A 24424-nucleotide genomic window follows, 5' to 3' on the forward strand; every position below is an offset into this window, starting at 1 on the left:
TCGAGTTCAGAGCTCGTTGCGTACCTTCTGGAGGAAACTGAGCCACTCGCCTGTTCGGGGGCCGGTGTATCCATAGCGTTGCGGAGGCAGCCGAGGGTCCGCTTCGGGGGGTGCGGTGATCGCATGATCGCTTCGTTCCGCTGTGCCGGCCGGGTCGACTCGCCGGCGGTGGGCGGGCGGCCGCTTTTCCGATTGCGGTCTGGCGCGATGGAGATCAGAACCGGGGCACCGCGGCAGGTGGGGCGGCGGATTCTGTCGGGGCCGTCGTTCACACTGGGCGTCGTCTTCCCCGTTCCCCTCCTGGAGGTCTCGATGGCGAGGCGCAGATCACCAGCACGGAAACGCACCACCCGCCGGAGCCGGAAGAAGGGCGGCCTCGGGAAGAAAGGCGGGATCAGCCTCCTGTGGCTCCTTGCTCCGCCGGCCGCCCTCATCGCGCTGCCCACGGTGCTCGACGTCCTGGCGTCCACCTGGACGGTGCTGCTCGGCGTCGTCGCCGTGGTCGCCGCCCTGTCGGTGGGCGCCGTCCTGCTGGTCAGGCGCATGGGCGCGGCCTACCGGGAGGAGGCGCTGCGGCGGGCCGGGGTGGGCCGCCTGGATCCGCGCCGGTTCGAGGAGCTGACGGCCGAGTTGCTGCGGCGCGACGGTTTCGGCCGGGTCCGCGTTCTCGGCGGGGCCGGAGACCGGGGCGTGGACGTGGTCGGTGTCGCGCCGGACGGCCGGGCGTACGCGGTCCAGTGCAAGTACTACACGCGTCCGGTCGGTCCCGGCGCGGTGCGTGACTTCGTGGGGGCTCTGCAGGCCAGGCCTTACCGCGGTCACCGGGGGGTCTTCGTGACCTCGAACCGTCTCAGCGCGCAGGCCGCGAGCACGGCCCACGAGCACGGCGTGATCGTCATCGACCGGGGTCGGCTGGCCGACTGGCTGCTGGGCGCCTACCGCCTCGGCCCGGGCAGGCGCTCCGCACCGGCCTGGCTGGTCCGGTTGCGGGGCGGCCGCGGAGCACGGGAGCGTCCGCACCAGCCGCCGATCGCGCGGGACGACGACCTCGGCCTGGGCGGCGTGGTCGCGGAGTGAGGCCCCGGCCTCCGGGCGCGTCCGGCGCCGGTGGGCCCATCCGCGGCGGACGAGTTCCCGGTGATCCGGTCGCGGACGCCCCGCGGTCGCCGGCCGCTCCGGACTCACCCCCGGCTGAGGCCCGTCACCAGCGCATGTGAACCTGCTCGGCCCAGCCGAGGAGGCCGTCCACCTCGATCGGCGGGCAGCCGTGGGGACGGATGATCCCGGAGTAGCGGCCGAAGCACTGGTGGGTGTCGTTGAGGATCAGGCCGGTGTCGGTCCGGTCGGCCCGTTCGTGGAACGGGGTGAACGTCAGGTCGACCCGGTCGGATTCGGGTGTCCGCACCGTCCACGGGGCGAGGAAGTCGGAGTACTCCCAGTCGAGCTCTTCGCCGATCTTGGTGAGCCGGCCGTCCACGCACAGCGCGTTCTCGGTCATCCCGGTGCCGGCGGTCCACTTGCCGCCGAACTGCAGGCCCACCACGTGGCCGCCGGTCCGCCCCGAGGCCGCGCCCCAGTTCCACACGGTGTCGTACGGCCAGCGTCCCCGGCCGTGGTCCAGCACGCCCCAGCCGCCACCGAAGTCGATCTCGGCGGAGCCGATCCGGACCGTGCCCTCGGCGGGGCGGGCGGTGTGCTTGGAGGTGTACTGGAAACGGCGTTCGCTCCACGGGATGACCACGCTGAGCGTCTCGTGGCCGGGCGGGAGGGCGACCAGCAGGTCGGCCACCAGCGGCCCGCCGGGGGTGGCGCAGCGCGCCCGGAGGCGGGTGCCGCCCTCCTCCCGGAGGATCTCGGCCGTCACCGGGCCCCGCACGGCCACGTCCCCGTCGCCCAGGCTCTGCGGCAGCCGTACGCCGCGCGCGAAGGGGACCATGCTGGTCCTGGTGAACTCGCGCCCGCCGTACTCCAGGAAGTAGACGCTGTTGAGGCCCAGGTAGTCGATGTCGCTGACGGTGACGGCGATCAGGTGCGTCGGTGTCATGACGCACCAGTACTCCCAGCGCTTGGTCCGGCCCCAGCCGCGCAGGTTGCAGCGGTGCAGAGGCGTCCGTGACCAGCCGACGGCGGCGGGGTCGAGCCGCCCGGCGGGGGTGCACAGATCGATCGGCTCGGTGATCTCCCGCTCGTGCGTGGACGCCTCGTGAGTGGACATGTGCCGCAGCTTAACCAGGAACGACATCCGGGACACCCGGGGTCTTCCGGGGACGCGGCATGACCGGATCGTTCTCCACTCCGCCACCCCCAGGGTGGTCACCGGCGCCTTCGGCCGGTGACCACCCTGGAGCGCGTACGCGCGAGCCGGCGCCGGCGGTGTCACCCGGCGGCCGGCACCGTCCGGGGCTCCCAGGAGAAGACGCCGGGCGCCTTCGGGTCGGCGGTGACGCGCAGCCACTGGGTCGCGGTGGCGCCGTACGTCTCCAGCCGGGTCAGGTTGGACACGCCCGCGTAGGACGGTTCCACCTCGTAGACGTGCTCGTCGCCGTGGACGAGCAGGACCGGCTTGCCGTACGCGCGGGCCTGAGCCGTGACGCGCGCGCGGATCTCGGCGAACCCGGGGGTGTCGAGAGGCTCGGCCTGCATCATCAGCAGGACGCCCGGAGCGTGGGTGCGACGGGCGGTGGCGAAGGCGGTGTCGATCCAGTCGAGCGCGGCGGCCTTGCGCGCCTCGAACTCGGCCAGTCGAAGCTCTGGCCGGTCCCCGCCGGGCAGTTGGGCCCACGGCTCCAGGTCGTTCTCGCTGCCCACGACGTGGACCGTGGCGAAGACGACGCGGCCGCGGGTGAAGAGCACGTTCTCGCGGTAGGCGCTGTGGCGCGGGTCGTCGGCCTGGGTGCGTACCGGCATCGGACGGCCGCCGAGGGTGCGGCCGGCGGTCGGGTAGAACACCCGGCGGACCGCGTCGAGGCGCTCGGTGGGCAGGTAGCCGCCCGCCGCGGTGCGGTGGCAGTCGGTCCACTCGTTGTCGCCGGGGGTCAGCACGAACGGGTCGTCGAAGGTGCCGAAGAGCGCGGCCAGGTCGGCGAAGCGTGCGTCGTCGCAGGTGGAGGAGCCGTTCTTGACGTCGCCGGCGTGCAGGACGAAGCGTACGTCCGGGTCGGCGTCGACGGCCTCGACGAGGGCGGGGAACTCGGCGCGCTGGGCGTCGCCGTAGGGGGTGTCGCCGAGCAGGGCGAAGGTCACGGCGGGGCCGCCGTCGGCCTGGGCGGTGGCGGGGGACACGAGGCCGGCGGCCAGCGAGGCCACGATGACGGCTGCCGTGAATAGGGGTTTACGCATGGCCGATTTTCCGTAGGTCTCGGCCACCGATCGATGACGCTGGGCCAACCAATCAGAGAAACCTGGCCGAAAAGCACGGATGTCCCGATGTGTCCGGGGTTTCCGGTGGCCGCTCGGCGGGTGGGACCGCGCCGTGGGGCGGGTCGAGCGAGAGCGGGAAGGAGACGGGGCCGGCGGGGGTGCGGACGGTCACCTGCCCGCCGGAGTACGAGACCTCCGGGTCGCCGGTGCCCGGCACGATCACGGTCAGCATGGACGCCGCCGGTGGGGAGAGCACCGTCACGGCCTCCGCCCGCTTGAGGTAACCGGTGGAGATCGACCCCGTTCGGATCGTCTGGCCGTCGAGCGGGCGGCACGAGGGCGTCGTGAACTGGAGCAGGGTCACCCGCCAGGTCCCGTCGGCCAGCACCGTCCTGCCGCCGCGGGCGGAGACCATCGTGAGCGACGGGGCGAAGTGCCACAGGGAGCGCAGGGCCGACCCGGCCGGGACCTCGTCGAGTACGGCCATCAGGTCGGCGCCGTGGCCGACCAGGACCGAGCGCGTGCGGCCGACCCCGTACGCGTCGTCGGTGAGCCGGTAGAACTGCCGCCCGGGGCCGACGGACGCGTGCACGAGGCGCGTCGCCGTGCGCTCGCGGAACGCGGCGCCCACCACGACGGGGACGTTGTGCGCCTCGGGGGAGGCCGTCCACTCCCGGTAGGCCGTTCTCTCGTAGGAGTGGAAGCCCGCCTCCACCAGGATGTCGCGACCCTGGGCGTGGTAGGTGACGCCCAGGTGGTCCTCGTGGCCGTGGAGCCGGCGCCCGGGTCCGAACCTGATCGAGTAGTAGGCCGATCCCGGGTCGTCCCACGCCGTCCTGCCGAAGACATAGCCGCCGTCGAACACCTTCACCACGGGCTCCTCGTGCGGGAAACCAGGGGGGCGCGTGTCGGCCGGGCTGTCGCCGATCGGCACCAGGCGGCCGTCGGGCTGGGTGGCATGGCTGATGTACGTCTCCAGCGCCTTCCGCCGCGCGGCGAGGACCGCGGGGACCTCGGCCCCGGACCTTCCGATCATGTCCATCGCCGTGCCCAGCCGCCGGTGCACGTAGATCCCGTACCGCGGGGCCTGCTCGTGGAGCACGCCCTGCTCGTCGATGGCGAGTTCCGCCGATTCGGCCATCCGCCGGACGGCCAGGTCCCGCCACCGCTCCCGGCCGAGGCGGCAGCCGACGGCCAGCAGGGCGATGTCCTGGTCCAGGCCGTGGTTGTGGCCCTGCCGGTAGAGCGCGGGGTCGGACAGGATCTCGGCGTGCTCGGCCAGGCTGCCGGACAGCCAGCCGGTGCGCACGTACGCGCTGAGGCAGACCAGCGCCGGGGCGCGCAGCGCGACCGCGTGCTCGGCCCAGGCCCAGGGGCTGACCCCGGGGCCGCCGCGGGGATTCTTCCGCACCCAGTCCTCGGCGATCTCGCCGGCGCGGGTGAGGTACTCCCGCCTGCCGGACCGCTCATACTCCGCGACCAGCCGTCCCATCCACCGCAACGCGTGGAGGTTCAGCGCCCACGAGCGGTTCCGGTACGGGTCGAGGCGCCAGTCGATGTCCGTGCCCAGGTCGGCGGAGGGCAGGCCGACGAACGCGACCCGCCCCTCCATGACCTCGGACACCTTGATCGCGGGAAACCAGTCGGCCGTGTAGACGACCGGGCCGTCGCCCGCCGCGGAGGAGGGGCCGGCGGGACGTTTCGGGAGCAGGCCGAGGGCCGTGCGGGCATAGTTAAACAAGCGTTTGCTCCATTTGCGGGCGTGGAAGGGCCGGGCGCTCACGAACCGGGTGAACGGGCCGGCTAGGGGAGACGGGGCCGGGCGGGCGGGGCCGTGGAGGTCAGGGGGCCGCGAACGGGTTACGGAGGTCCGACGGCGGTCGGCGGGACGGGAAGGTTCGGGGCGGCCGGTGCGCCGGGGAGGCTGAAGGCGGCCGGTGGGTCACGGGAGTCCGGGGACGGCCGGGGGGTCGTCCGTCCAGCCCGCGTCCAGGACCACCTCGACCTGGTCGCCGACCACCCCCGGCCGGCCGGTGACGGTGGAGGACAGGACCTGGGAGCTGGCGGAATCGATGATCAGCGTCCGCCGGACGGTCTCGGTGGCCTGCACGGTGAAGGAGAAGGCAGCCCCCTTCCTGCCCCGCTCGTCCACGGCCTCGCCCAGGTACCGGACGTTCGGCAGTTCCGCGAGGGCCCGGTAGGCGGCCGCGCGCACGTCGGGCGGGGACGGCTTGCTCCACAGCAGGCCGCTGAGCGCGTCCGCGACGACGCCGTCGAGCGCGCCGGTCGGCGCGCCCTCCCGCACCGCCTCGGTCACCCGGGCCTTCAGCGCGGCGGGGTCGGCCGGGAGCCCCTGGATCTGTTCGAAGGTCATCCCGCGCCCGGCCATGCTGAAGGGCGCCCTGCCGGTGACGGCCGTGAGCCGGCCCTTCTCCGGCGACATGGACAGCACACGGTCCCGGCTCGACCACTCGGTGGGAGCGCCGTCGCGGCGCCAGGCCTCCGTGTCGGCCCCGCTCGCCGGACGCGCCCCCAGCGTCCGGGAGCCGGACCAGACCCTGCCGTCCCGGGCGGCCCACTGCTCGGTGAGCCGCGACTCCACCACCCAGTAGCGGTTCTCGCCCCTGCCCAGCCGCTCCGGGTGCGTCTGCCGGTACAGCTTCCGGACGCGCCAGTACGCGCTCGTCGCCACCGGGTCCGCCTCGGCCGTGGCCGCCGCCGCGAGCAGGATCGACCGCCCGGAGACCGTCGCAGTCTGGCCCGGGGGCCGCACCTCGCCGGGCGTCCCCGGCACCGCGACCGCGACCGTGACCGCCATCGCGGCGGCGAGACCGGCCACCGCCGTCGTCCACGGCAGCCGGCGACGCCGGGGCTCGGCCGCCAACCGCTCGCGCACCCTCGCCTTGAGGAACGGGTCGGCCGGGGGCTCGCCGTACAGCTCGCGGATCTTCTCCAGCTCATCCACGTCCGGCCTCCTCGGACTCGGCCATCGGGTTGGTGCCGCCCAGCGCGGCGCGGAGCTTCTTCCTGGCCCGGTTCAGCCTGGAGGCGACGGTTCCGTACGGGATGCCCAGGGCCGTGGAGATCTCCTCGTGGCTCAGTCCGGCCAGGGCGACGAGGAGCAGGACGTCGCGGTCCCGCTGGTGGAGCCCGGCCAGAGCCGCCGCCAGGCTCGGCCGCAGGCTCTCCGCGCTGACCCGTACGGCGATGCGCTCCTCGTGCCCGGGGGCGTCGGGATCCGGCCCGTGGCGCCCGAGCGCGCGCAGTGTGCGCACCTCGACGCGGCGGTGCTTGCCGATGAGGTTGGTGGCGATCCCGTACAGCCACGCCCGTACGCTGGCGCGGGACGGGTCATAGCGCGCCCGCTTGCGAAACGCGGTGAGGAACGTCTCCGCGACGATGTCCTCCGCGCCGTCGGCGCCGAGCCGCTGGGCGACGTAGCGGTGGATCTCGCCGAAGTAGGTGTCGAAGACCGCGCTGAACCGCTCGGACTCGTCGAGGGAGAGCCGGACGACCTCGGCGTCCTCCGCTGGACGGGCGGCCCAGGACAGCGCGGTCACGATGCTCTCCCTGTCATGTGCAACCTTTCGAACGCGATCGGCGGTCATCCCTTATCACCCGATACGCCGACTTGCTTTCACGGGTGCGAGGCGGGCTCGTCCACGGTTGCGGGGCGGGGCGCGGGGCAGAGCCTGCCCGCCTCGGTTCCTCCGAGCGGCGTGCCCGGGGAGACCGGGACCCGATGCCGGGACCGACCAGCATTCGGTTCCTCCGGGCGGCGTGCCCGGGGAGACCGGAGTGGCCCGGAGGGCGCACCCGGAAAGGTCCGTGCATAACCTGGGCTTTGTCCGAATTGTCTCTAATGCACGGTTGCCTGCTGTCCGGAACCGGTGTGAGGTGTGGATGAACGCGGCGGTGGCAAGCACCTCCAGGCGGTGGCGGACATGCGCGCTACCGGCCGAGGTGACCAGTTTCGTGGGGCGCCGACGAGAGGTGGCCGAGGTCAAGCGGCTGCTGTCCGGGGCGCGCGTCGTGACCCTCACCGGTGTCGGCGGGGTCGGCAAGACCCGGCTGGCCCTGCGGGTCGCCGCCGACGTGCGGCGGGCCTTCCCCGACGGCGTGTGGCTGGTCGAGCTCGCCGCGCTGGAGAACCCGGAACTGCTCGCCCAGGCCCTGGTCGAAGCCCTGGAGATCCGGGACCTCTCGGCCCGGGAACCCGTGCAGGTGCTCGCCGAGCATCTGCGGGAGAAGCAGGCACTGGTGATCCTGGACAACTGCGAGCACCTGCTGCACGCCTGTGCCACGGTGGTCGAGACGCTGGTGCGCTCCACCTCCGACCTGCGGATTCTGGCCACCAGCCGGGAAGCCCTGGGCGTCGCCGGAGAGCAGACGCTGGCCGTGCCACCGCTGCCGCTGCCGGACTCCGAAACCCCGCGGATCTCCGCAGGGTCGCTCGCGCAGTGCGACGCGGTGCGGCTGTTCGCCGAGCGGGCCGGGGCCGTCCTCCCGGGGTTCGCCGTCACCGAGGCCAACCAGGACGCGGTGGTGCGGATCTGCCGTCGGCTGGACGGCATTCCCCTCGGGATCGAACTGGCGGCCGTGCGGCTGCGGGCGCTCTCCGTCGAGCAGCTACTCGCCCGGCTGGACGACCGGTTCCGGCTGCTCACCGCGGGCTCCCGGGCGGCGTTGCCCCGCCAGCGGACGCTGCGCGCACTGATCGACTGGAGTTACGCCCTGTGCACCGAACAGGAGCGGCTGCTCTGGGCGCGCGCGTCGGTCTTCGCCGACACGCTGGACCTGGAGGCGGCCGAGGAGGTCTGCTCCGGAGACGGCATCGCCCGGGAGGAGGTCGTCGACCTGGTGATCGGGCTGGTGGACAAGTCCATCCTGATCCGGGAGGAGCATCCGTCGGCTCCGGCGAGGGTGCGCTACCGGCTGCTGGAGACGATCCGGCAGTACGGCCGGGAACGGCTCGTCGCGTCGGGGCAGGAGGCCACACTGCAACGGCGGCACCGTGACTACTACCGGAGGCTGGCGGCGCGGGCGCACGCGCAGCTGTTCGGCCCGTCCCAGGTGACCTGGTTCACCAGGCTGCAGTTGGAGCACGCCAACCTGCGCGCCGCCCTGGACTGCTGTTTCGCCGAGCCGGTCGAGCCCGCGGAGGTCACAGCCGGCCTGGGCATGGCCACCGACCTGCTCTACCACTGGATCACCGGTTTCTACCTCGGTGAGGGGCGCCGCTGGCTGGACCGGGGACTCGCCGCCGACACCGAGGCGGGCGAGGTCCGGGCCCGGGCGCTGTGGGCCGACAGCTGGCTGGCCGTCATCCAGGCCGATGTCGACTCCGCCGCGGCGATGCTGGCGGAGAGCCGCGCCCTCGGGGAGCGGCTGGGGCAGGAGCCGGTCCTCGCCTACGTCGCGCTCTACTCCGGGATGGTCGCCATGTGCCGGGGGGACGTCGAATCCGCGATCACGCTCTACGAGGAGGCCGTGGCACGCCACCGCGCCACCGGTGACCCGGTGGGCCTGGCGTCGGCGTTCGTCAGGCTCTGCCTGGCCCACTCCTTCCGGGGCGATCCGGCGCGCGCCGTGTCCGCGGGCGAGGAGGCCCTCGCGATATGCGACGCCCATCAGGAGGGCTGGCACCGGGCGTACACGATGATGGCGCTCGGCATCGAGGTCTGGCGCCGGGGCGACACCCGGCGCGCGGCCGAGCTGGAGAAGGAGAGCCTCAGGTTCAACCGCTCGCTCGACGACCTGCTCGGGGTCGGGATGAATCTGGAGGCACTGGCCTGGATCGCCGCGACGGAGGGGCGGTACCAGCGGGCGGCCCGGCTGCTGGGCAGCCTGCAGGCCGTCTGGCGGGCGATCGGGGCACCGCTCTCCGGATACGGGCACCTGGTCCACTACCACGACGAGTGCGAGTCCCGTACCCGCGAAGCCCTGGGGGAGCCGGCCTTCGGCGCGGCCGTCAGACGAGGCGCCAAGCTCTCCCGGGACGAGGTGCTCTCCTACGCCCTCCAGGAGGGCGGTACGGACGGCGGGCCCCGAGCGGAGACGGGAGAGCCGTCGCCGCTGACCCGCCGGGAGACGGAGATCGCCGGGCTCGTCGCCCAGGGACTGACCAACAAGGAGATCGCGGCGGCACTGGTGATCGCGCAGCGTACCGCCGAGGGCCACATCGAGCACATCCTGAACAAGCTCGGCTTCAACTCGCGGGCCCAGATCGCCGCCTGGGTCTGCGAGCGGGACCGGGCCGCCGACGGGTGACCCCGGTGACGCCGGTCCGGAGCGCGCCGGGGCGGTCCGCCCGGGGAGGGGAGCGACCGCGAGGACCGTCCGTTCCGGTCCGATGGCCGGGTACGGCGGTTCCCGTCCGGCAGGCTTAACGTTCCGGGGGAACGCGTCCGGGCAGTTCGAACCAGACGACCTTGCCCCCGAGGACGCGGGCGCTGCCCCAACGGCGGGACAGCAGGGCGAGCAGGTGCAGCCCGTGCCCTCCCTCGCCGCCGTCGCGGCCCCGGCGCATGCGAGGCGGCGTGGGGTCCTCGTCACCGACGGTGCAGCGCAGCAGGCCGTCCCGGACGGAGAGGCCGAGGCGGATCGTCCCCCGTGCGTGGCGTAGCGCGTTGGTGACCAGCTCACTGACGAGCAGTTCGACGACCTCGACCTGCTCGTCCAGCTCCCACTCGGCCAGTTGGGCGCGGATCAGGTGACGACCTCTGGGCACGGAGGCCGGCGTGGGCGGGAGCTTCCAGGAGGTCTTCCGGGCGCGGGGCGCCATCGCCGGACGGACGGCGCGGCCCCGTACGGAGACGGTGCGCCCCTGCACGGAGACGGCGCGGCCCCGTACGGAGACGGTGAGCCCTCGCGCGGAGACGGTGCGCCCCCGTACGGAGAAGGTGCGCCCCCGCGCGGAGACGGCGAGCCCGCCCCGGGAGAGCGGGCTCATGCCGCCGGTCGGCACGGGACGGAACGGGCGGGCATGCTGCGCCCGTCCGGCAGGAGCTCGCCGGCGTCGTCGAAGGCCACCACGCCGTTGCAGAGCAGGCCCCATCCCTGCTCGGGGTGGAAAGCCACGAGGCAGGCCGCCTCGCGGTCGGGAGCGTCCGCGGTCGGACATGGGGGCTGGTGCTCGCACATGCCTGTGCCCTTCGTCCTCGCCGGTTCCGGCGGAGTACATGGATGCAGGATCAGCATGTCCCGCCGCGAGGGAGAAGCGGGACGGGATAAACACCCATACCGATACCTATTCAGCTCCAACTAGGTATGCAGCAGTAGGTGGCCACCCGGGAGGGCGGCCACCTACCGGCAGGTCCGGTTTGCCGGATGCTCCGGTACGGCCGGTCGCCCTGGCCCGTGTACCGGATGCCGGGTGTCGTGGGCCGGGTGCCGGGTGCCGGGTGCCCGGTGTCCCGGTGTGGCCGATCACCCTGGCCCGGGTGCCGTTGTCGTGTGCCGCGCGCCGGGTGTCCGGTGCCGGACTCGGCGTTCTCCCGCCACCCGGGTTCCGCGCCGGGCGCGGAGCGGGGGCCCGTGCCCGGCACGGAACCGGGGCCGTGCGGCGCCCCGGTCGTATTCTCGCCGGGGTTCCCGGCCGGGCTCCCGCCGACGCGTGCGGCGCGTACGGCGCGGAGGACGTGACCTGGATTTCGGGATTCCCGGTTGATTCTCCGGTCATCGTGGCTTTCCTCCGGGTCCGTCTATGCCCGATCGGGGTGAATGTTTTTCGCGTGCCGCGCCGTTCTTTGTCGGTCGTAAACGATTTCCAGGTGTTTCCCGGGAGGGCCGCCGGGGCCGTGGCCTGCTCATGGGCCTGTCGTCGCCGCTCCCGGGCGTGGTGCGGCGACCGGTTCGGTGGCGCGTGAAGAATATGGATTTGTTGCCGATCATCCGGTGATGTCGCTCACGGTGGGACCGGAAATTTCTCTTCTTGGTTTTGCCTTTCCTTATCCGCGGGTATTCCGGCTGCGGAACCGGCCATCTATGTGAATGGAGAAAAGAATGGCTACCGGTACTATCGCCCGCAAATCGGACCACTGGTTCAAGCTGGTGGACGTCAACGGCGACGGCAGGATCCAGAAGAGCGACCTCCAGGCGCTGGGCGAGCGGACCCTGAGCCACTTCGGTTACGACAAGACGTCCGCCAAGGGCCGCCGCCTCGTGGAGGCCTACGAGCGCGCCTGGGTCGTCATGGTCGAGGCCATCGACACCGACAAGGACCAGGAGATCTCCAAGGAGGAGTTCCGCGCCTACATGGAGGGGAACGCCGACAAGCAGAACGCCGACGCGCTGCTCCGTCCCATCACCGACGCCGAGTTCGCCGCGGCCGACGTCGACGACGACGGCCTCCTGTCCCCGTCCGAGTTCGCCGAGCTGCTGCGGGCCTGGGGGTTGTCGGGCACCGACGCTGAGCAGGGCGCGGCCAACATCGACACCAACCGCGACGGCCTGATCAGCAGCGAGGAGTACTTCAAGGCGTGTCGGGACTTCTTCGTCGTCGACAACCTCGACTCGCGCGTCGGCAAGGTCTTCGGCCAGGTGAAGTAGGCCGGTCAGGTGAGGGGTGGCGTCCGTGCCGTCGGCCGGTCGCCACCCCTTTCCCATGCCTCGCGGGGATTCCGGCGGGTGGGCTGACGGAGGAACCTCCGCACGGACGCGTCGCCGGGCGCGATGTCTTCGCGTGGACGCGTCATCGGGCGACGTCTTCGCGCGGACGCGTCACCAGGTGACCGGCAGGGATTCCACGCGCCGGATCAGCAGGTCCGAGCGCCAGGGAAGCTCCTCCTCCGGGACGGCGAGGCGCATCGGCGGGCACTCCGCCAGCGAGGAGATCGCCACGCGCATCAGCATGCGGACCAGGGGCGCCCCCATGCAGTGGTGCGTGCCGTAACCGAAGGACAGGTGGGGGTTCACGCTCCGGTGGAAGTCGAGCTCGTCCGGATCGTCGAACACGGAGGGGTCGTGGTTGCCCGCGGGCAGGGCCGGGAGGACCTGCTCGCCCGCGCGTACGAGCGTTCCGCCCACTTCGACGTCCTCGGTGGCGTAGCGGGCGAAGGTGACGTGGGAGGGGAACGGCGCGTAGCGCAGGAGTTCGTCGACCGCCTGGGGGACGAGCTCCGGGTGCGTCCGCAGTTCCCGCAGGTGGGCGGGCGAGGTGATCAGCAGGTAGGAGGCGTTCGACAACTGCGTCGAGACGTTGTCGATCGCCAGGAGGACGTCGTTGACCAGCTCCTTGGTCTCGGCCTCGGTGAGGCCGTCCCCCGCGCCTTCGTCCCCCTCCTCGCCGCGGACCCGGGCGCGGGCGAGGACGCTGACGAGATCGTCGCGGGGCTCCGCACGCCGGGCGGCGATGAGCCGGTCGGTGTAACGGGAGATCTCCTCGACCCTGGCCTCCACGACGTCGGCGGGCAGCGCGGTGCTCGCGAACCCCTCGAACCAGTTCAGGAAGACCGCGAGGTCCTGCCGGGGGATCCCGATCAGGGGACACAGGACCTCCACGACCAGCGGCTTGACGTAGCCGTCGATCAGGTCGTGCGGGGGAGGCGCGTCCGGCAACTCGGCGATGAGCCGGCGGGAGTGCCGCTCCGCCGCCGACCGGAGCAGGTCGATCCGTTCGGCGTTGAACCTCAGCCCGCTCGCCACCGCCCTGCGCAGCCGGGTCTGCTGCGGCGGGTCGGTGTTGAGGATGCTGTCCTGGAGCGGGAGAGCCGTCAGGCGTGCCTCGTCGCCGCCCGGAGGGGGCGTGCGGACGAAGCGGCGGTCGCGCAGCACCAGGCGGATGTCGTGGTAGCGGGTCACCAGCCAGGCGTCGTCGCCGTAGGGCGGGTGGATCCTGGTCAGCCCCGGCCGCTCGCGGCACCGCGCGTATTCGGGGGCGACGTCGAGGCGGGTGGGCCGCCCGAAGGGGTAGTCGACGGGCTCGGCAATGATGTCCACGGTCTCTCCGGTGAAGGACTCGGTTCGCTCGCTGCGTTCGGGGCCGGTGACGGTCCCTGCCGTCTTCGCCGGTCGTCCCCGAACCGGTTCGGAAGCCTGGACGCGTGTCCCGCCGGAGAGCCGGAGAAACGCCGTCTCCGGTTTCCGCCACGTTCCGGGCAAGATGTGCCGCCCTTTGTCGTATTCGGCTTGACGGTTCCGGCGGTCGGCTGTTCTCCGTTCACGCGGGCGGCCGGCTCCCGGATCCGGAATACCCCCGGCCGGGGCAAGGGAAAACCAGGAGGGAGAAGTTCCGGTCGCGTCCGGAGTCGCATCACCGAATGATTTATGACAAACCAGAGTCATTCACGTCCTGTCTCATGGGGGTGCGGCGGGTACCCGCTCCGGAATGAACCACCCCGTCCTGACCTGGTCGGAAACCATGCCACTGCGGAGCCATGAATGCTCACCGCGGCCTTCGGTGAAATGTTGGCCTGGTTCGGAGAAGGGGCAGGTTTCGATGTCGACTCCGGAGGTGGTTGCTGCTACGGTTTCGCTCGGCCGGTGGAGCCGTGTCGACATTTCCTGTCAACCTATCGGCGACAACCCAACATTTTGCATTTCCAGGGGTTTGGTTTCCGGCCTGGGTGGCGGCTACTTCGAAATTCGGGTGGATATGGGAAACGTGTGGACCGGCCCGTCCTCGCGCTCGGAGATCTCAGAGATCGAATCGGCCTACAACGAGCTCGCGGTGCTGGTGGAGGAGACCGCGGGGCCCGACCGCCATTACGGCTTCTGGACGGGCCCGCATGACGACGCCTCCATCGAGGAGGCCACGGAGCGGATGACCGACGTCGTGGTGTCCCGGCTGGGCGCGGGGCCGGGATCCCGGGTGCTGGACGTGGGCTGCGGCAACGGCCGCCCGGCGGTGCGCGTGGCCCGGACCCTGGGCGCCCGGGTGGTCGCCGTCGACGTCGACCGGGAGGCGCTGCGCAACGGAGCGGAGCACGCCAGGGCCCAGGGCGTGGCGGAGATGGTGGAGTTCCGGCACGTCGACGCGATGCGCCTGCCCTTCGCCGACGCCTCGTTCGACGCCGTGCTCGCCTTCGAGGTCACCCCCCACTTCGACGTCACCGCCCTCTACCGGGGCATCGCCAGGGTCCTGCGCCCGGGAGGCCGCCTGGTGGTCGAGACGCCCTACCTCCGGGTGCCGATGACCGAGGAGATCCGCGAGCGTATCGGTCCCTACCTGACCATGCTGAACGCCGTGTCGTTCGACTCGCCGGAGGAGCACTCGGCGGCGGCGCGACAGGCGGGAATGGCCGTCACGGAGCTCGTCGACGTCACGGAGAACGTCCGGGACTCCTTCCCCCGGCTCGTGTCGGGGCTGCGAGAGCGCAGGGCGCGTCTCGAAGCCGAGCGCGGCGTGCCCGGCGCCGCGCGGCTGCTGGATGTCTTCGCCGCGTGGGCGGACACCGCCGAGGTCGGCGGAGTGGTCATGACCTTCACCAGGATGGAGCACTGACATGACGGACGTGACGGTCATCGGGACCGGAGTGATCGGTTCCGCGGTCGTACGGGCCTGCGCCGACTCCGGATTGGAGGTCTCGGTCTGGAACCGCACGAGGGAACGGTCGGAGGCGCTCGCCGGGAGGGGGGTCCGCGTTCACGCGACGGCGGCCGAGGCGGTCGCGGCCTCCCCGATCACCCTGCTGTGCCTGCTCAACTACGCGATCACCCACCGGGTTCTCGACGAGGCCGCGCCGGACTTCTCCGGCCGGCTCGTCGTCCAGAACGCCAGCGGGGTCCCCGACGACGTCTCCCCCCTGCGTGAGCGGGTCGAGGCCGCGGGGGGCAGATACATGGAGGCCGCGATCCTCAACTACCCCGACGCCATCGGGACCGGCGACTGCTTCGCCGTCTACGGCGGGGCGGCCGAGGACTTCAAGGAGCTGGGAAGGGTGACCGCGGCGCTGGCCGGCAAGCAGGTCCACCTCGGCGCCGATCCCGGCTACGTGAAGGCCTACCACGTCGTCTCCAGCGCCTTCTACTACGCGTTCGTCAACGGCTTCCTGGAGTGCTCGGCCATCGCGGAGACCATGGGCGTCCCGCTCGGTGACTTCGCCGAGTCGGTGCCGCTCTACGACCCGGGCTTCCAGAACACGATCGACGTCGGGCTCGGTCTCATCGCGCGCCGGGACTACACGTTCGAGCAGGCGCCACTGACGTCGCACCTGGACGTCCTCGACAACCTGACCGGCATCGCCGAGCGGGCCGGGATCGACCGGTCCTACCTCGGCGTGATGCGCGAACGCGTGCGGGAGGCGATGGACCAGGGCTACCGGCGCGAGCATATAGCGGTGCTCACCGAGCGGTTCCGCAGTCGCAGGGCGGCCGTCCACGGCCGTCGCCCGTAAGCATTGAGGGGAAGCATGCGCGGCTTCGAACTGAGCGACGGCGGGGCCGGTGCGCACCGCCTCTTCGGGAGATGGGCCGAGACCGCGCCCGGACGTGACGCCCTCGTCCACCCGGGCTGGCGGATGACCTACGCGGAACTGGACGAGCGCACCACGGCCCTGGCTGCCGAGCTCGTGTCGGCGGGTGTGCGCGGGGGCGACACGGTGGGCGTGCTGATGGAGCGCTCCTTCCTGCTGCCCGTCGCGGTCCTGGCCGTCTGGAAGGCGGGCGCCGCCTATGTGCCCCTGCCCCCGGCGCACCCGGCGGGGCGCAACGACCTGGTCCTGTCCGACACGGGCGCCCGGGTCGTCGTCGCCGACCGGGACCCGGAGGGCCCGCTGCCCGGACGCGCCCTGCGCGCCGTCCGACCTGACCGCGACGGGCCGGTCCAGGGAGCGCCGGGCGTCCCGGTCCAGGGAGCGCCGGGCGTTCCGGTTCCGGGAGCGCCGGGCGTTCCGGTTCCGGGAGCGCCGGGCGTTCCGGTTCCGGAAGCGCGGGCGGAGGACCTCGCCTACGTGCTCTACACCTCGGGGTCCACCGGGGTCCCCAAGGGGGTGCTGGTGGAGCACGGCTGCGTGACCAACCTGGCGGAGGGCCTGCGCCTGCTCTTCGGCGACCTGGAGGGTGCCCGCGTCCTGCAGTTCGCGCCGTTCACGTTCGACGCCTGGGTGTGGGAGTTCGCGATGAGCCTGCTCAACGGCGGGACCCTGTGCGTCCCGGCGGCGGAGGCGCCGTTGTACGGACCCGAGCTGAGCCGGGTCCTCCGCGAGCTGGACATCACCCACCTCTCCGGGGCGCCGTCGCTCCTGGCCACCCTTCCCGAGGACGTCCCGATACCGGTCACGACCCTGACGTCGGGGGGCGAGCCGCTCCCCGAGTTCCTGGTGGAGCGGTGGGCGCCGCGGCTGCGCCTGTTCAACGCCTACGGCCCCACGGAGGCCACCGTCTCCGCGACGGCGGGCCGTTGCCGGCCGGGGGAGGGCAAACCCTCCATCGGCCGCCCGCTGGCCGGGGTCGAGGTGCGCATCCTCGATCCGGCGGGCGACCCGGTCCCCGAGGGGGAGACCGGCGAGTTGTGCGTCGGCGGGCGCGGCGTCGCGCGGGGGTACCTCAACCGGCCGGACCTGACGCGGGAGAGGTTCGTCCCCGACCGGTTCTCCGGCCGCCGCGGAGCGCGCCTGTACCGGACCGGGGACCTCGCCCGCCGGCTGCCCGGGGGAGACATCGAGTTCGTGGGGCGGGCCGACGGCCAGCTCAACGTCCGGGGGTACCGGATCGAGCCGGGGGAGGTCGAGGCCGCCCTGGTGCGCCATCCGCGCGTCACCGGGGCGGTGGTGACCACGACCGGCGAGGAGTCCGGGACCGCCCGGCTCACCGCCTACGTCCAGCTCTCCGAGGGACCGCGGGTCCTCGCCGGCGAGCTGCGCGGGTTCCTCTCCGGCCTGCTCCCCGAGTACATGATCCCGTCGATCTTCGTCACGCTGGACCGGATCCCGCTGACGTCCCACGGCAAGGTCGACCGCGCGGCGCTGCCGCGCCCGGGAGCCGGGCGCCCGCGGGCGGAACGCCGGTCCGCCGCTCCTCCCGGCGGGCGGGAACGGGAGGTGGCCGAACTGGTGGGGCGGCTCCTGGGCCTCGACGACGTCGGCACCGAGGAGAACTTCTTCGAGCTCGGTGGGACCTCGGCCGACCTCATCACGTTCCAGGCCGGCGTCCGCGACCGCTGGGGGGTGCTGTTGCCCGTCGCCGACCTCCTCGCCGCCCCCGACGTGGGCTCGCTGGCGGCGCTGCTCGACGGGCGCGACCGGGGCGGTGACGGCGGTGGGACGTACGCCGACGGCCGGGGCGGCGAGCGCGGCGGTGAGCGCGCCGAGGAACACGGCGGTGAGCGCGGCGGTGAGCGCGCCGAGGAACACGGCGGTGAGCGCGGCGAGGAACACGGCGGTGAGCGCGGCGGTGAGCGCGCCGAGGAGCGCGGCGGGCCCGTGACGGGCGCCGCGGGCCGGCGGAACCTGCTCGCCGGCAGCCGGTCGCTGGCGGAACGCCGGGGAAGCCGAGGGAAAGGACGACAGCGGTGAACACGACGAACGTGGACGGTGCCGAGGACCCCGGGAACGGCGACACGTCCGGTGCCGACATCGCGGTCGTCGGCATCGCCTGCCGTTTCCCCGGAGCTCATGACGTGACGGAGTACTGGCGTCTCATCGCCGAGGGGCGCCTGGGCGTCTCCGAGCTCAGCCCGGAGGACCTGCGGGAGGGCGGGGCGAGCGAGGCGCGGATCGCCGACCCCGCCCTCGTCGCGGCCGGCGGCATCCTGTGGGACGCCGACCGGTTCGACTCCGCCTTCTTCGGCTACTCGGCGCGCGAGGCGGCCCTGATGGACCCGCAGCAGCGCATGTTCCTCGAAGTGGCCTGGCACGCCCTGGACGACGCCGGTCACGCGCCCGGCCGCTTCCCCGGCACGATCGGGGTCTACGCGGGGCAGACCCTCGGCACCCACCGGGACCGGGACCGGGGAGCCTTCCTCGGCACCTCCGCGGACCTCCTCATGGCCGCCGACGACAAGGACTTCCTCTCCACCCGGGTCTCCTACAAGCTCGGCCTGACCGGGCCGAGCATCACCGTGCAGAGCGCGTGCTCCACCTCGCTCGTGGCGATCCACCTCGCCTGCCGGGCGCTCATCACCCATGACTGCGACATGGCCCTGGCCGGCGGGGTCTCCTGGACGCCCCTGCGCCGCCAGGGCTACCTGCACCAGCCGGGCGGTGTCTGGTCCGCCGACGGCCGGGTCCGCTCCTTCGACCGCGACGCCTCGGGATTCGTCCCCGCGGACGGCCTCGGGATCGTGGTGCTGCGCAGGCTGCGGGACGCCCTGGCCGACGGCGACCGCGTCTACGCCGTGGTCAGGGGGAGCGCGGTCAACAACGACGGTTCGGACAAGCTCAGTTACGCGGCGCCGGGCGTCCGCGGGCAGCAGGCCGCGGTGGAGGCGGCGCTCGCGGTGTCCGCCGTCGACCCGGACACCATCGCCTACGTCGAGACCCACGGGGCGGCCACCGCGCTGGGGGACGCGGTGGAGGTCACCGCGCTGACCCGGGCGTACCGGGCCGCCGGCGCGACCGGCCGGGGATACTGCCGGCTGGGATCGGTCAAGTCCAACATCGGGCACACCGACGCCGCGGCCGGGGTGGCCGGGTTCATCAAGGCCGCGCTGATGCTTCACCACGGCCGTATCCCGCCCAACCCCGTCGTCCCGTTCTCCCCCAACCCCGAGATCGACTTCGCGACGAGCCCGTTCCGCCCGGTGGCGACGGAGGAGGAGGACTGGCCCGACACCGGCGCCCCCCGCCGCGTGGCCGTCAGCTCCTTCGGCATCGGAGGCACCAACGCCCACGCCGTCCTTGAGGAGCCGCCGCGGCGTCCGCCCGCCGCGCCCGCCCGTCCGTGGCAGCTGGTGGCGCTGTCCGCGCGGGACGGGACGGCCCTCACCGAGATGGCCCGGTCCTGCGCGGACGCTCTCCAGGACGTCTCCGACACCGGCTTCGCCGACCTCGCCTACACGCTGGCCGCCGGCCGCCGTGACCTTCCCTTCCGCTACGCGGGGGTCTTCCGCGACCGGGCCCACGCTGTGGAGGCCCTGTGCGGGTACGCGGCCCGGCCGTCCGCCGCCGTCCGGGCGGGCGGTGGAGAGGTGGCGTTCATGTTCCCGGGCGGGGGGACGCAGTACCCGGCGATGGGCCGGGAGCTCTACCGCGACGAGCCGGTCTTCCGCGCGGCCGTGGACGAGTGCCTTGGCCTGCTGCCCGACCGCGCCGCCGCCCGCCGGCTCCGCGCCCTGTGGACGGACGCGCCGTCCGCCTTCGACGTGCCGCCCAACCCTGATGCGCCGCCCAACCCTGACGTGCCGCCCAGTCCTGGCGTGCCGTCCGGCTTTGACGCGCGGCCCGTCCCGGACGGGGAGGCGGCGGCGGGGGAGACCGACCCCGCCCTGGCGTTGCCGGCCGTGTTCGTCATGGAGATGGCGCTCGCCCGGCTCCTCATGTCGCTGGGAGTAAGGCCCGCCCTGCTGATGGGGCACAGCCTCGGCGAGTACGCCGCGGCCTGCGTCGCGGGCGTCATGTCGCTGCGCGACGCCCTCGCGATCGTGACGAAACGCGGCGAGCTCCTGGCCTCGATACGCGACGGGGTGATGCTGGCCGTACCGGCCTCCGAGCGCGAGGTCGGGCCCTTCCTCGGGGAGGGGGTCTGCCTGTCGGCGGTCAACGGCCCGGCGTCGTGCGTGCTCGCCGGCCCCTCGGCCCGTATCGCCGAGGTGCGGGAGCTCCTGGAGCGGCGGGGCATCGCCTGCCGCCTGCTGCCCCTCGGCACCGCCGCGCACTCCGCCCTGGTCGACCCCGTCCTCGGCGAGTTCCGCGCCTTCCTCGACGGCATCGCGCTGGACGCCCCGTCGACGCGCCTCGTGTCCAACGTGACGGGGACCGACGACGCCGACTTCGCCGACCCCGAGTACTGGGTCACCCACCTGCGGGCGACGGTCCGGTTCGACGCGGGGCTCGATCACGTCCTGTCCCGGGGCCCGAGGATCCTCGTCGAGGTGGGGCCGGGCACCACGCTGACCGCCCTGGCCCGCGCCGGGGCGGGCACCGGCTCCGTCGTCGTCAACGTCACCCGCCACCCGATGGAGGAGCGGACCGACAGGGAGGTCCTGCTCGGCGCGCTGGCCCGGTTGTGGGAGGCGGGCGCCGGGGTCGACCTGCCCGCGCTGTGGCCGGAGCGCCGGCTCCGGCTGCCCGCGGTGCCGTACCCCTTCGCGGCCACCGCCCACCCGCCGGAGCCGATCCGCGCCGCGGCGCCCCCGGCCGGGGAACACCCGTCCGGCGGCCTGTACGGGATCACCTGGGAGCGGGACGTGGCGGTGCGCCCGGCGGATCCCGGGCCCGCCGCCGGAGGGCACCGCTGGGTCCTGCTCTCCGACGCGTCGCCCCTCGCGGAGGCGGTCACCGCGGAGCTGGAGGGGAACGGGGTGCCGGTGACCGTGGTCACCGCCGGGACCGCGTTCCGGGTCGCGGCCCGGGACCGGATCGGCATCGACCCCCGGCGCAAGGAGCACTACGCGCGGCTGCTGACGGCGATCGGCGGCGACGCGGGCGGACCGCTGCGGATCGTCTCCCTCTGGGGAGCCGCGCTCCCGGCGGAGACGTGCCCGCCGCTGAGCGACGTCGTCGGCCTGGCCCACGCCCTGGGCGGCCGGTCCGGGGAGACGGACCTCTGCCTCGTCACCAGGGGAGCCCTGGAGGTCACCGGAGGCGAGCGGCTCGACCCGTGGGCGGCCCTCACGGTCGGGGCGGCCGGGCCGCTCCGGCGCGAGCTGACCGGTGTGCGCGTCCGGCTCGTGGACCTGGATCCCGGCGATGGCCGGGACCACGGTGTCCGGGCCGCGGACCTCCTCGGCGAGTTCTCCCGGCCGCTCCGGGAGGACCCGGTCGGTCTCCGCGCGGGCCATCGCTGGCTGCGGCGGTTCGAGCCGCTGGACGTCCCGCCCGGCGCGGGCCCCTCCGTACGCCGGGACGGGACCTACGTGATCACCGGGGGGACGAGCGGGATCGGGCTGCGGCTCGCCGAGTACCTGGCGTGCGAGTACGGGGCGCGGCTCGTCCTGATCGGGCGGGGCGCGGGGTCTCCCGCGGACGGCCCGGCGAGCCGGGGCAGCGCGACCGCTCTCGCGGAGTCCTCGGCCGCTCTCGCGGAACGGGGGGACGACGTCCTGGTGCGCGGCGCGGACGTCGCCGACGCCCGGCGCCTCGGCGGGATCCTCCGGGAGGCGCGGGCGCGGTTCGGCGCCGTCCACGGGGTGATCCACGCCGCCGGTGTGCCGGGCGGCGGCATGGCGGAGTTCCTGACCGAGGACGGCGTCGCCGCCGCCCTGCGGGCCAAGACCGAGGGAACCGTCGTCCTGCTCTCCGCCCTCCGGGAGGCCGGCGTGCGTCCGGACTTCGTCGTGCTGTTCTCCTCGCTGGCGTCGTTCTCCGGTGTCCCCGGGCTCACCTGCTACGGGGCCGCCAACGCCTTCCTGGACACCTTCGCCCTCGCCGCGCGGCGCGACGGCGGCGTGCCGGCGCTGGCGATCAACTGGGACCGCTGGAACGGGGTGGGGATGGCCCGCGAGATGGAACGCCGCCACCGGGAGCTCACCGGCGAGGGCCTGGTCGGCGGGCTGACCCCCGAGGAGGGCGTCGCGGCCTTCGAGAAGTGCCTGGCCGCCGCCGACCTGGGACAGGTCGTCGTCTCCTCCCGTCCCCCCGGGAGTGCCGGCCCCGGGCCGGGGAAGGCTCCGCCGTCCGCATCGCGGTCGCGTCCCGCCGTCCCGCCTCCCGGCACCGGCGGCGAGGGGTGGAGCGCTCGCGAGCGGGAGCTCCTGGCGATCTGGCAGGAGGTGCTCGGCGTCGACGACATCGGCAGGAACGACGACTTCTTCCTGCTGGGCGGGCACTCGCTGAGCGCGTTGCAGGTGGTCCAGCGCTGCGGGGAACGGTTCGGGGCGCGGATCTCCGTCAAGACGCTGTTCGGCGCTCCGACGATCGAGGGCCTGGCCAAGGTGCTCGCCGAGGCTCCGGCGGGCGCCGGGACGGGTGACCCGTCCGCGCTCCCCGGCGGGAGCGACGGCTCATGACCGGGACGACCTCGGCCGACCCCCGGCTCTGGCTGCGCCGGTGGCACGCGCTTCCCGCGCCGCGGCTGCGCCTCGTCTGCTTCCCGCACGCCGGCGGTGCCCCGAGCTTCTACCGGGGATGGCAGGACCGGCTGCCCGCCGACGTCGAACTGTCCGCCGTGTGCTACCCCGGCCGCCAGAACCGGATCAACGAGCCGCCGATCGACCGCATGGAACCTCTCGCCGACCACGTCTGCCGGGCGCTGGAGTCCTGGACGGACCGGCCGCTCGCCCTGTTCGGGCACAGCATGGGCGCCGTGGTCGCCTACGAGGTCGCGGTCCGGCTCGTCGAGCACCACGGGATCCGCCCGGCCGCGCTGCTGGTGTCCGCGCACGCGGCACCGCACCTGTGCGCGGGTGACGCCCGGACGGCCCCGCTCGACGACGGCGAGCTCGCCGAGCTGGCCGCCGCCGGGGACCCGGTGCTCCGGTGCTCCCCGGAGCTGATGGACCTGGTGATGCCCGCGTTGCGGGCCGACCACGACCTGCTCCACGCCTACCGGCCCGCGCACGTCCCCCGGATCGCCGTTCCGATCACCGGCTACCTGGGGGCGGACGACCCGCGCGTGGACCACGAGGAGATGCGCGCCTGGAACCGCGTCGCGGACGCGGGCTTCGAGCTGCGGACCTTCCCGGGCGACCACTTCTATCTGGCGGGCGCGGAGGAGGCGCTCGTCGCCGACATCGCGGATCGCCTCGGTGCCGTCCGGGCGGCGCGGCCCGGCGGGCCCTCCGCGGCACGTGTGGAAGAGGTGCACCGATCGTGATCGACGACAGCCCGGCCGTCCCCCTCTTCGTCCGCCGCTCGGACGGCTGCCCCTTCGACCCCGCCGAGGAGTTCGCCCGCTTCCGGGCCGAGGAGCCGGTGGTCCGCGTCACCCTCTCGACGGGGGCGAGCGCGTGGATGGTCACCCGCTACGCCGACGCGCGCCGGGTGGTCTCGGACCAGCGGCGGTTCAGCTCCAGAGCCGCGGTCGACGGTCCCATCCCCCCGCCCCCGCCGGAGGCAGGGTTCCCGCCGCCGCGCCCGGGTTTCTTCTCGACGTACGACCCCCGTGAGCACGCGCGTGTCCGGCGGATGCTCAACGCCGAGTTCGGCGCCCGGCGGGTACGGGCGCTCCGCCCGCGCATCGAGGCCCTGGCCGACGAGCACGTGGACGCGATGCGCCGCTCGGGACCTCCCGCCGATCTGGTCGCGGACTTCGCGCTGCCGATCCCGGCGGCGCTCTTCTTCGAGCTCCTCGGCGTCCCCGCGCCGGACCGGGAGCGGCTCCGGCGGAGCGTCGACACGCTGCTCGACTTCACGCCGAGACCCCTGGACCAGGCGGCCGCCTTCGCCGAACTGGACGAGTACATGGGCGCGTTCGTCACGCGCCGCCGCCGCGATCCGGGCGACGACCTCGTCGGCAGGCTGATCTCCTCGTACGGGCAGGACCTCTCCGACGCCGAGGTCGCCGGGATCGCCGCCCAGCTGCTGCTCGCGGGGTACGCGACGACGGCCGGCACGATCGCGCTGGGCGTCCTGCTGCTGCTGCGCCATCCCGGCCAGGCCGCGTCGCTGCGTGACGGCTCCGCCGACGTGGACCGCGCGGTCGAGGAACTGCTCCGCTACCTCTCGGTGGTCTCCTTCGGGAAGGTGTTCACCGCCGAGGAGGACGTCACCGTCGGCGGCCGGGACATCCGCGCCGGGGAGTACGTCCTGTGCTCCCTGCCGTCGGCCAACCGCGACGCCGACCTGGGCCCCGGCACGGACCGGTTCGACATCACCCGCGAGCCGTCGCCCCATCTCGCCTTCGGACACGGCGCGCGCTACTGCCTGGGTGCCGAGCTGGCCAGGATGGAGCTGCGGGTCTGCGTCCCCCGCCTGCTGCGCCGGTTCCCCACCCTGCGCCTCGACGCCCCGTTCGAGAAGCTGCGCTTCACCCCGATGAACGCGGCCTACGGCCTCGAATCGCTACCGGTGTCCTGGTAGCCGCAGGA

At 73.4% G+C, this 24424-nt stretch carries 17 protein-coding genes; 9 read left to right on the forward strand and 8 right to left on the reverse strand.

Annotated elements, in window-relative coordinates:
- Window positions 1-207 precede the first annotated feature (207 nt).
- Complete coding sequence (locus ABD841_RS15180; protein WP_344971819.1) at window positions 208-1077, forward strand: restriction endonuclease; 870 nt, start codon at window positions 208-210, stop codon at window positions 1075-1077.
- Between the two features lie 124 nt (window positions 1078-1201).
- Here the strand turns inward: ABD841_RS15180 and ABD841_RS15185 are convergent, their stop codons facing one another.
- The 5 genes from ABD841_RS15185 to ABD841_RS15205 form a co-directional block, all read right to left on the reverse strand.
- Entirely contained in the window at window positions 1202-2215 is a 1014-nt protein-coding gene (locus ABD841_RS15185; RefSeq protein ID WP_344971821.1) for a DUF2804 domain-containing protein, read from the reverse strand.
- Between the two features lie 161 nt (window positions 2216-2376).
- A complete protein-coding gene (locus tag ABD841_RS15190; protein WP_344971823.1) occupies window positions 2377-3339 on the reverse strand; it encodes a metallophosphoesterase in 963 nt (320 codons plus the stop codon).
- 52 nt (window positions 3340-3391) lie between these two features.
- Window positions 3392-5101, reverse strand: coding sequence for a heparinase II/III domain-containing protein (locus tag ABD841_RS15195; protein ID WP_344971825.1), 1710 nt, complete (start codon window positions 5099-5101; stop codon window positions 3392-3394).
- Window positions 5102-5302: 201 nt separating this feature from the next.
- Entirely contained in the window at window positions 5303-6325 is a 1023-nt protein-coding gene (locus ABD841_RS15200) for a CU044_5270 family protein (protein ID WP_344971827.1), read from the reverse strand.
- Entirely contained in the window at window positions 6318-6920 is a 603-nt protein-coding gene (locus tag ABD841_RS15205) for an RNA polymerase sigma factor (protein ID WP_344971829.1), read from the reverse strand. The genes ABD841_RS15200 and ABD841_RS15205 overlap by 8 nt, the downstream gene beginning before the upstream one ends.
- 415 nt (window positions 6921-7335) lie before the next feature.
- Between ABD841_RS15205 and ABD841_RS15210 the strand changes: the two genes are divergently transcribed.
- Window positions 7336-9630: an ATP-binding protein gene (locus ABD841_RS15210; protein WP_344971831.1), complete on the forward strand. Its 2295-nt coding sequence runs from the start codon at window positions 7336-7338 to the stop codon at window positions 9628-9630.
- A gap of 115 nt (window positions 9631-9745) precedes the next feature.
- On the opposite strand, the gene ABD841_RS15215 is transcribed toward ABD841_RS15210, so the two are convergent.
- Window positions 9746-10312 (reverse strand): ATP-binding protein, encoded by a 567-nt coding sequence (locus ABD841_RS15215; RefSeq protein ID WP_344971833.1) that lies wholly within the window; start codon window positions 10310-10312, stop codon window positions 9746-9748.
- Window positions 10309-10503, reverse strand: a complete 195-nt coding sequence (locus ABD841_RS15220) for a DUF5999 family protein (protein ID WP_344971834.1) — start codon at window positions 10501-10503, stop codon at window positions 10309-10311. Before ABD841_RS15220 ends, ABD841_RS15215 begins: the two co-directional genes overlap by 4 nt.
- An 861-nt stretch (window positions 10504-11364) precedes the next feature.
- Here ABD841_RS15220 and ABD841_RS15225 point away from each other — a divergent pair.
- Entirely contained in the window at window positions 11365-11910 is a 546-nt protein-coding gene (locus tag ABD841_RS15225; protein ID WP_344971835.1) for an EF-hand domain-containing protein, read from the forward strand.
- A 171-nt stretch (window positions 11911-12081) separates the two neighbouring features.
- Here ABD841_RS15225 and ABD841_RS15230 read toward each other — a convergent pair whose 3' ends face one another.
- On the reverse strand, window positions 12082-13299 hold the full coding sequence (locus ABD841_RS15230) for a cytochrome P450 (protein WP_344971836.1): 1218 nt from the start codon (window positions 13297-13299) through the stop codon (window positions 12082-12084).
- Between the two features lie 655 nt (window positions 13300-13954).
- Between ABD841_RS15230 and ABD841_RS15235 the strand changes: the two genes are divergently transcribed.
- The 6 genes from ABD841_RS15235 to ABD841_RS15260 are packed head-to-tail and all read left to right on the forward strand — an operon-like array spanning window position 13955 to window position 24416.
- The gene (locus ABD841_RS15235) at window positions 13955-14803 is read left to right on the forward strand and encodes an SAM-dependent methyltransferase (protein WP_344971838.1); all 849 of its coding nucleotides are present in this window, start codon (window positions 13955-13957) and stop codon (window positions 14801-14803) included.
- Between the two features lies 1 nt (window position 14804).
- On the forward strand, window positions 14805-15695 hold the full coding sequence (locus ABD841_RS15240; protein WP_344971840.1) for an NAD(P)-dependent oxidoreductase: 891 nt from the start codon (window positions 14805-14807) through the stop codon (window positions 15693-15695).
- 15 nt (window positions 15696-15710) lie between these two features.
- Window positions 15711-17813: an amino acid adenylation domain-containing protein gene (locus tag ABD841_RS15245; protein ID WP_344971842.1), complete on the forward strand. Its 2103-nt coding sequence runs from the start codon at window positions 15711-15713 to the stop codon at window positions 17811-17813.
- Window positions 17810-22405 (forward strand): type I polyketide synthase, encoded by a 4596-nt coding sequence (locus tag ABD841_RS15250; RefSeq protein WP_344971844.1) that lies wholly within the window; start codon window positions 17810-17812, stop codon window positions 22403-22405. The genes ABD841_RS15245 and ABD841_RS15250 overlap by 4 nt, the downstream gene beginning before the upstream one ends.
- Window positions 22402-23211: a thioesterase II family protein gene (locus ABD841_RS15255; protein WP_344971846.1), complete on the forward strand. Its 810-nt coding sequence runs from the start codon at window positions 22402-22404 to the stop codon at window positions 23209-23211. The genes ABD841_RS15250 and ABD841_RS15255 overlap by 4 nt, the downstream gene beginning before the upstream one ends.
- Window positions 23208-24416 (forward strand): cytochrome P450, encoded by a 1209-nt coding sequence (locus tag ABD841_RS15260; protein WP_344971848.1) that lies wholly within the window; start codon window positions 23208-23210, stop codon window positions 24414-24416. The genes ABD841_RS15255 and ABD841_RS15260 overlap by 4 nt, the downstream gene beginning before the upstream one ends.
- The last annotated feature ends 8 nt before the right edge of the window (window positions 24417-24424 follow it).

Source organism: Streptosporangium fragile (assembly GCF_039534445.1).
Taxonomy (GTDB): Bacteria; Actinomycetota; Actinomycetes; order Streptosporangiales; family Streptosporangiaceae; genus Streptosporangium; species Streptosporangium fragile.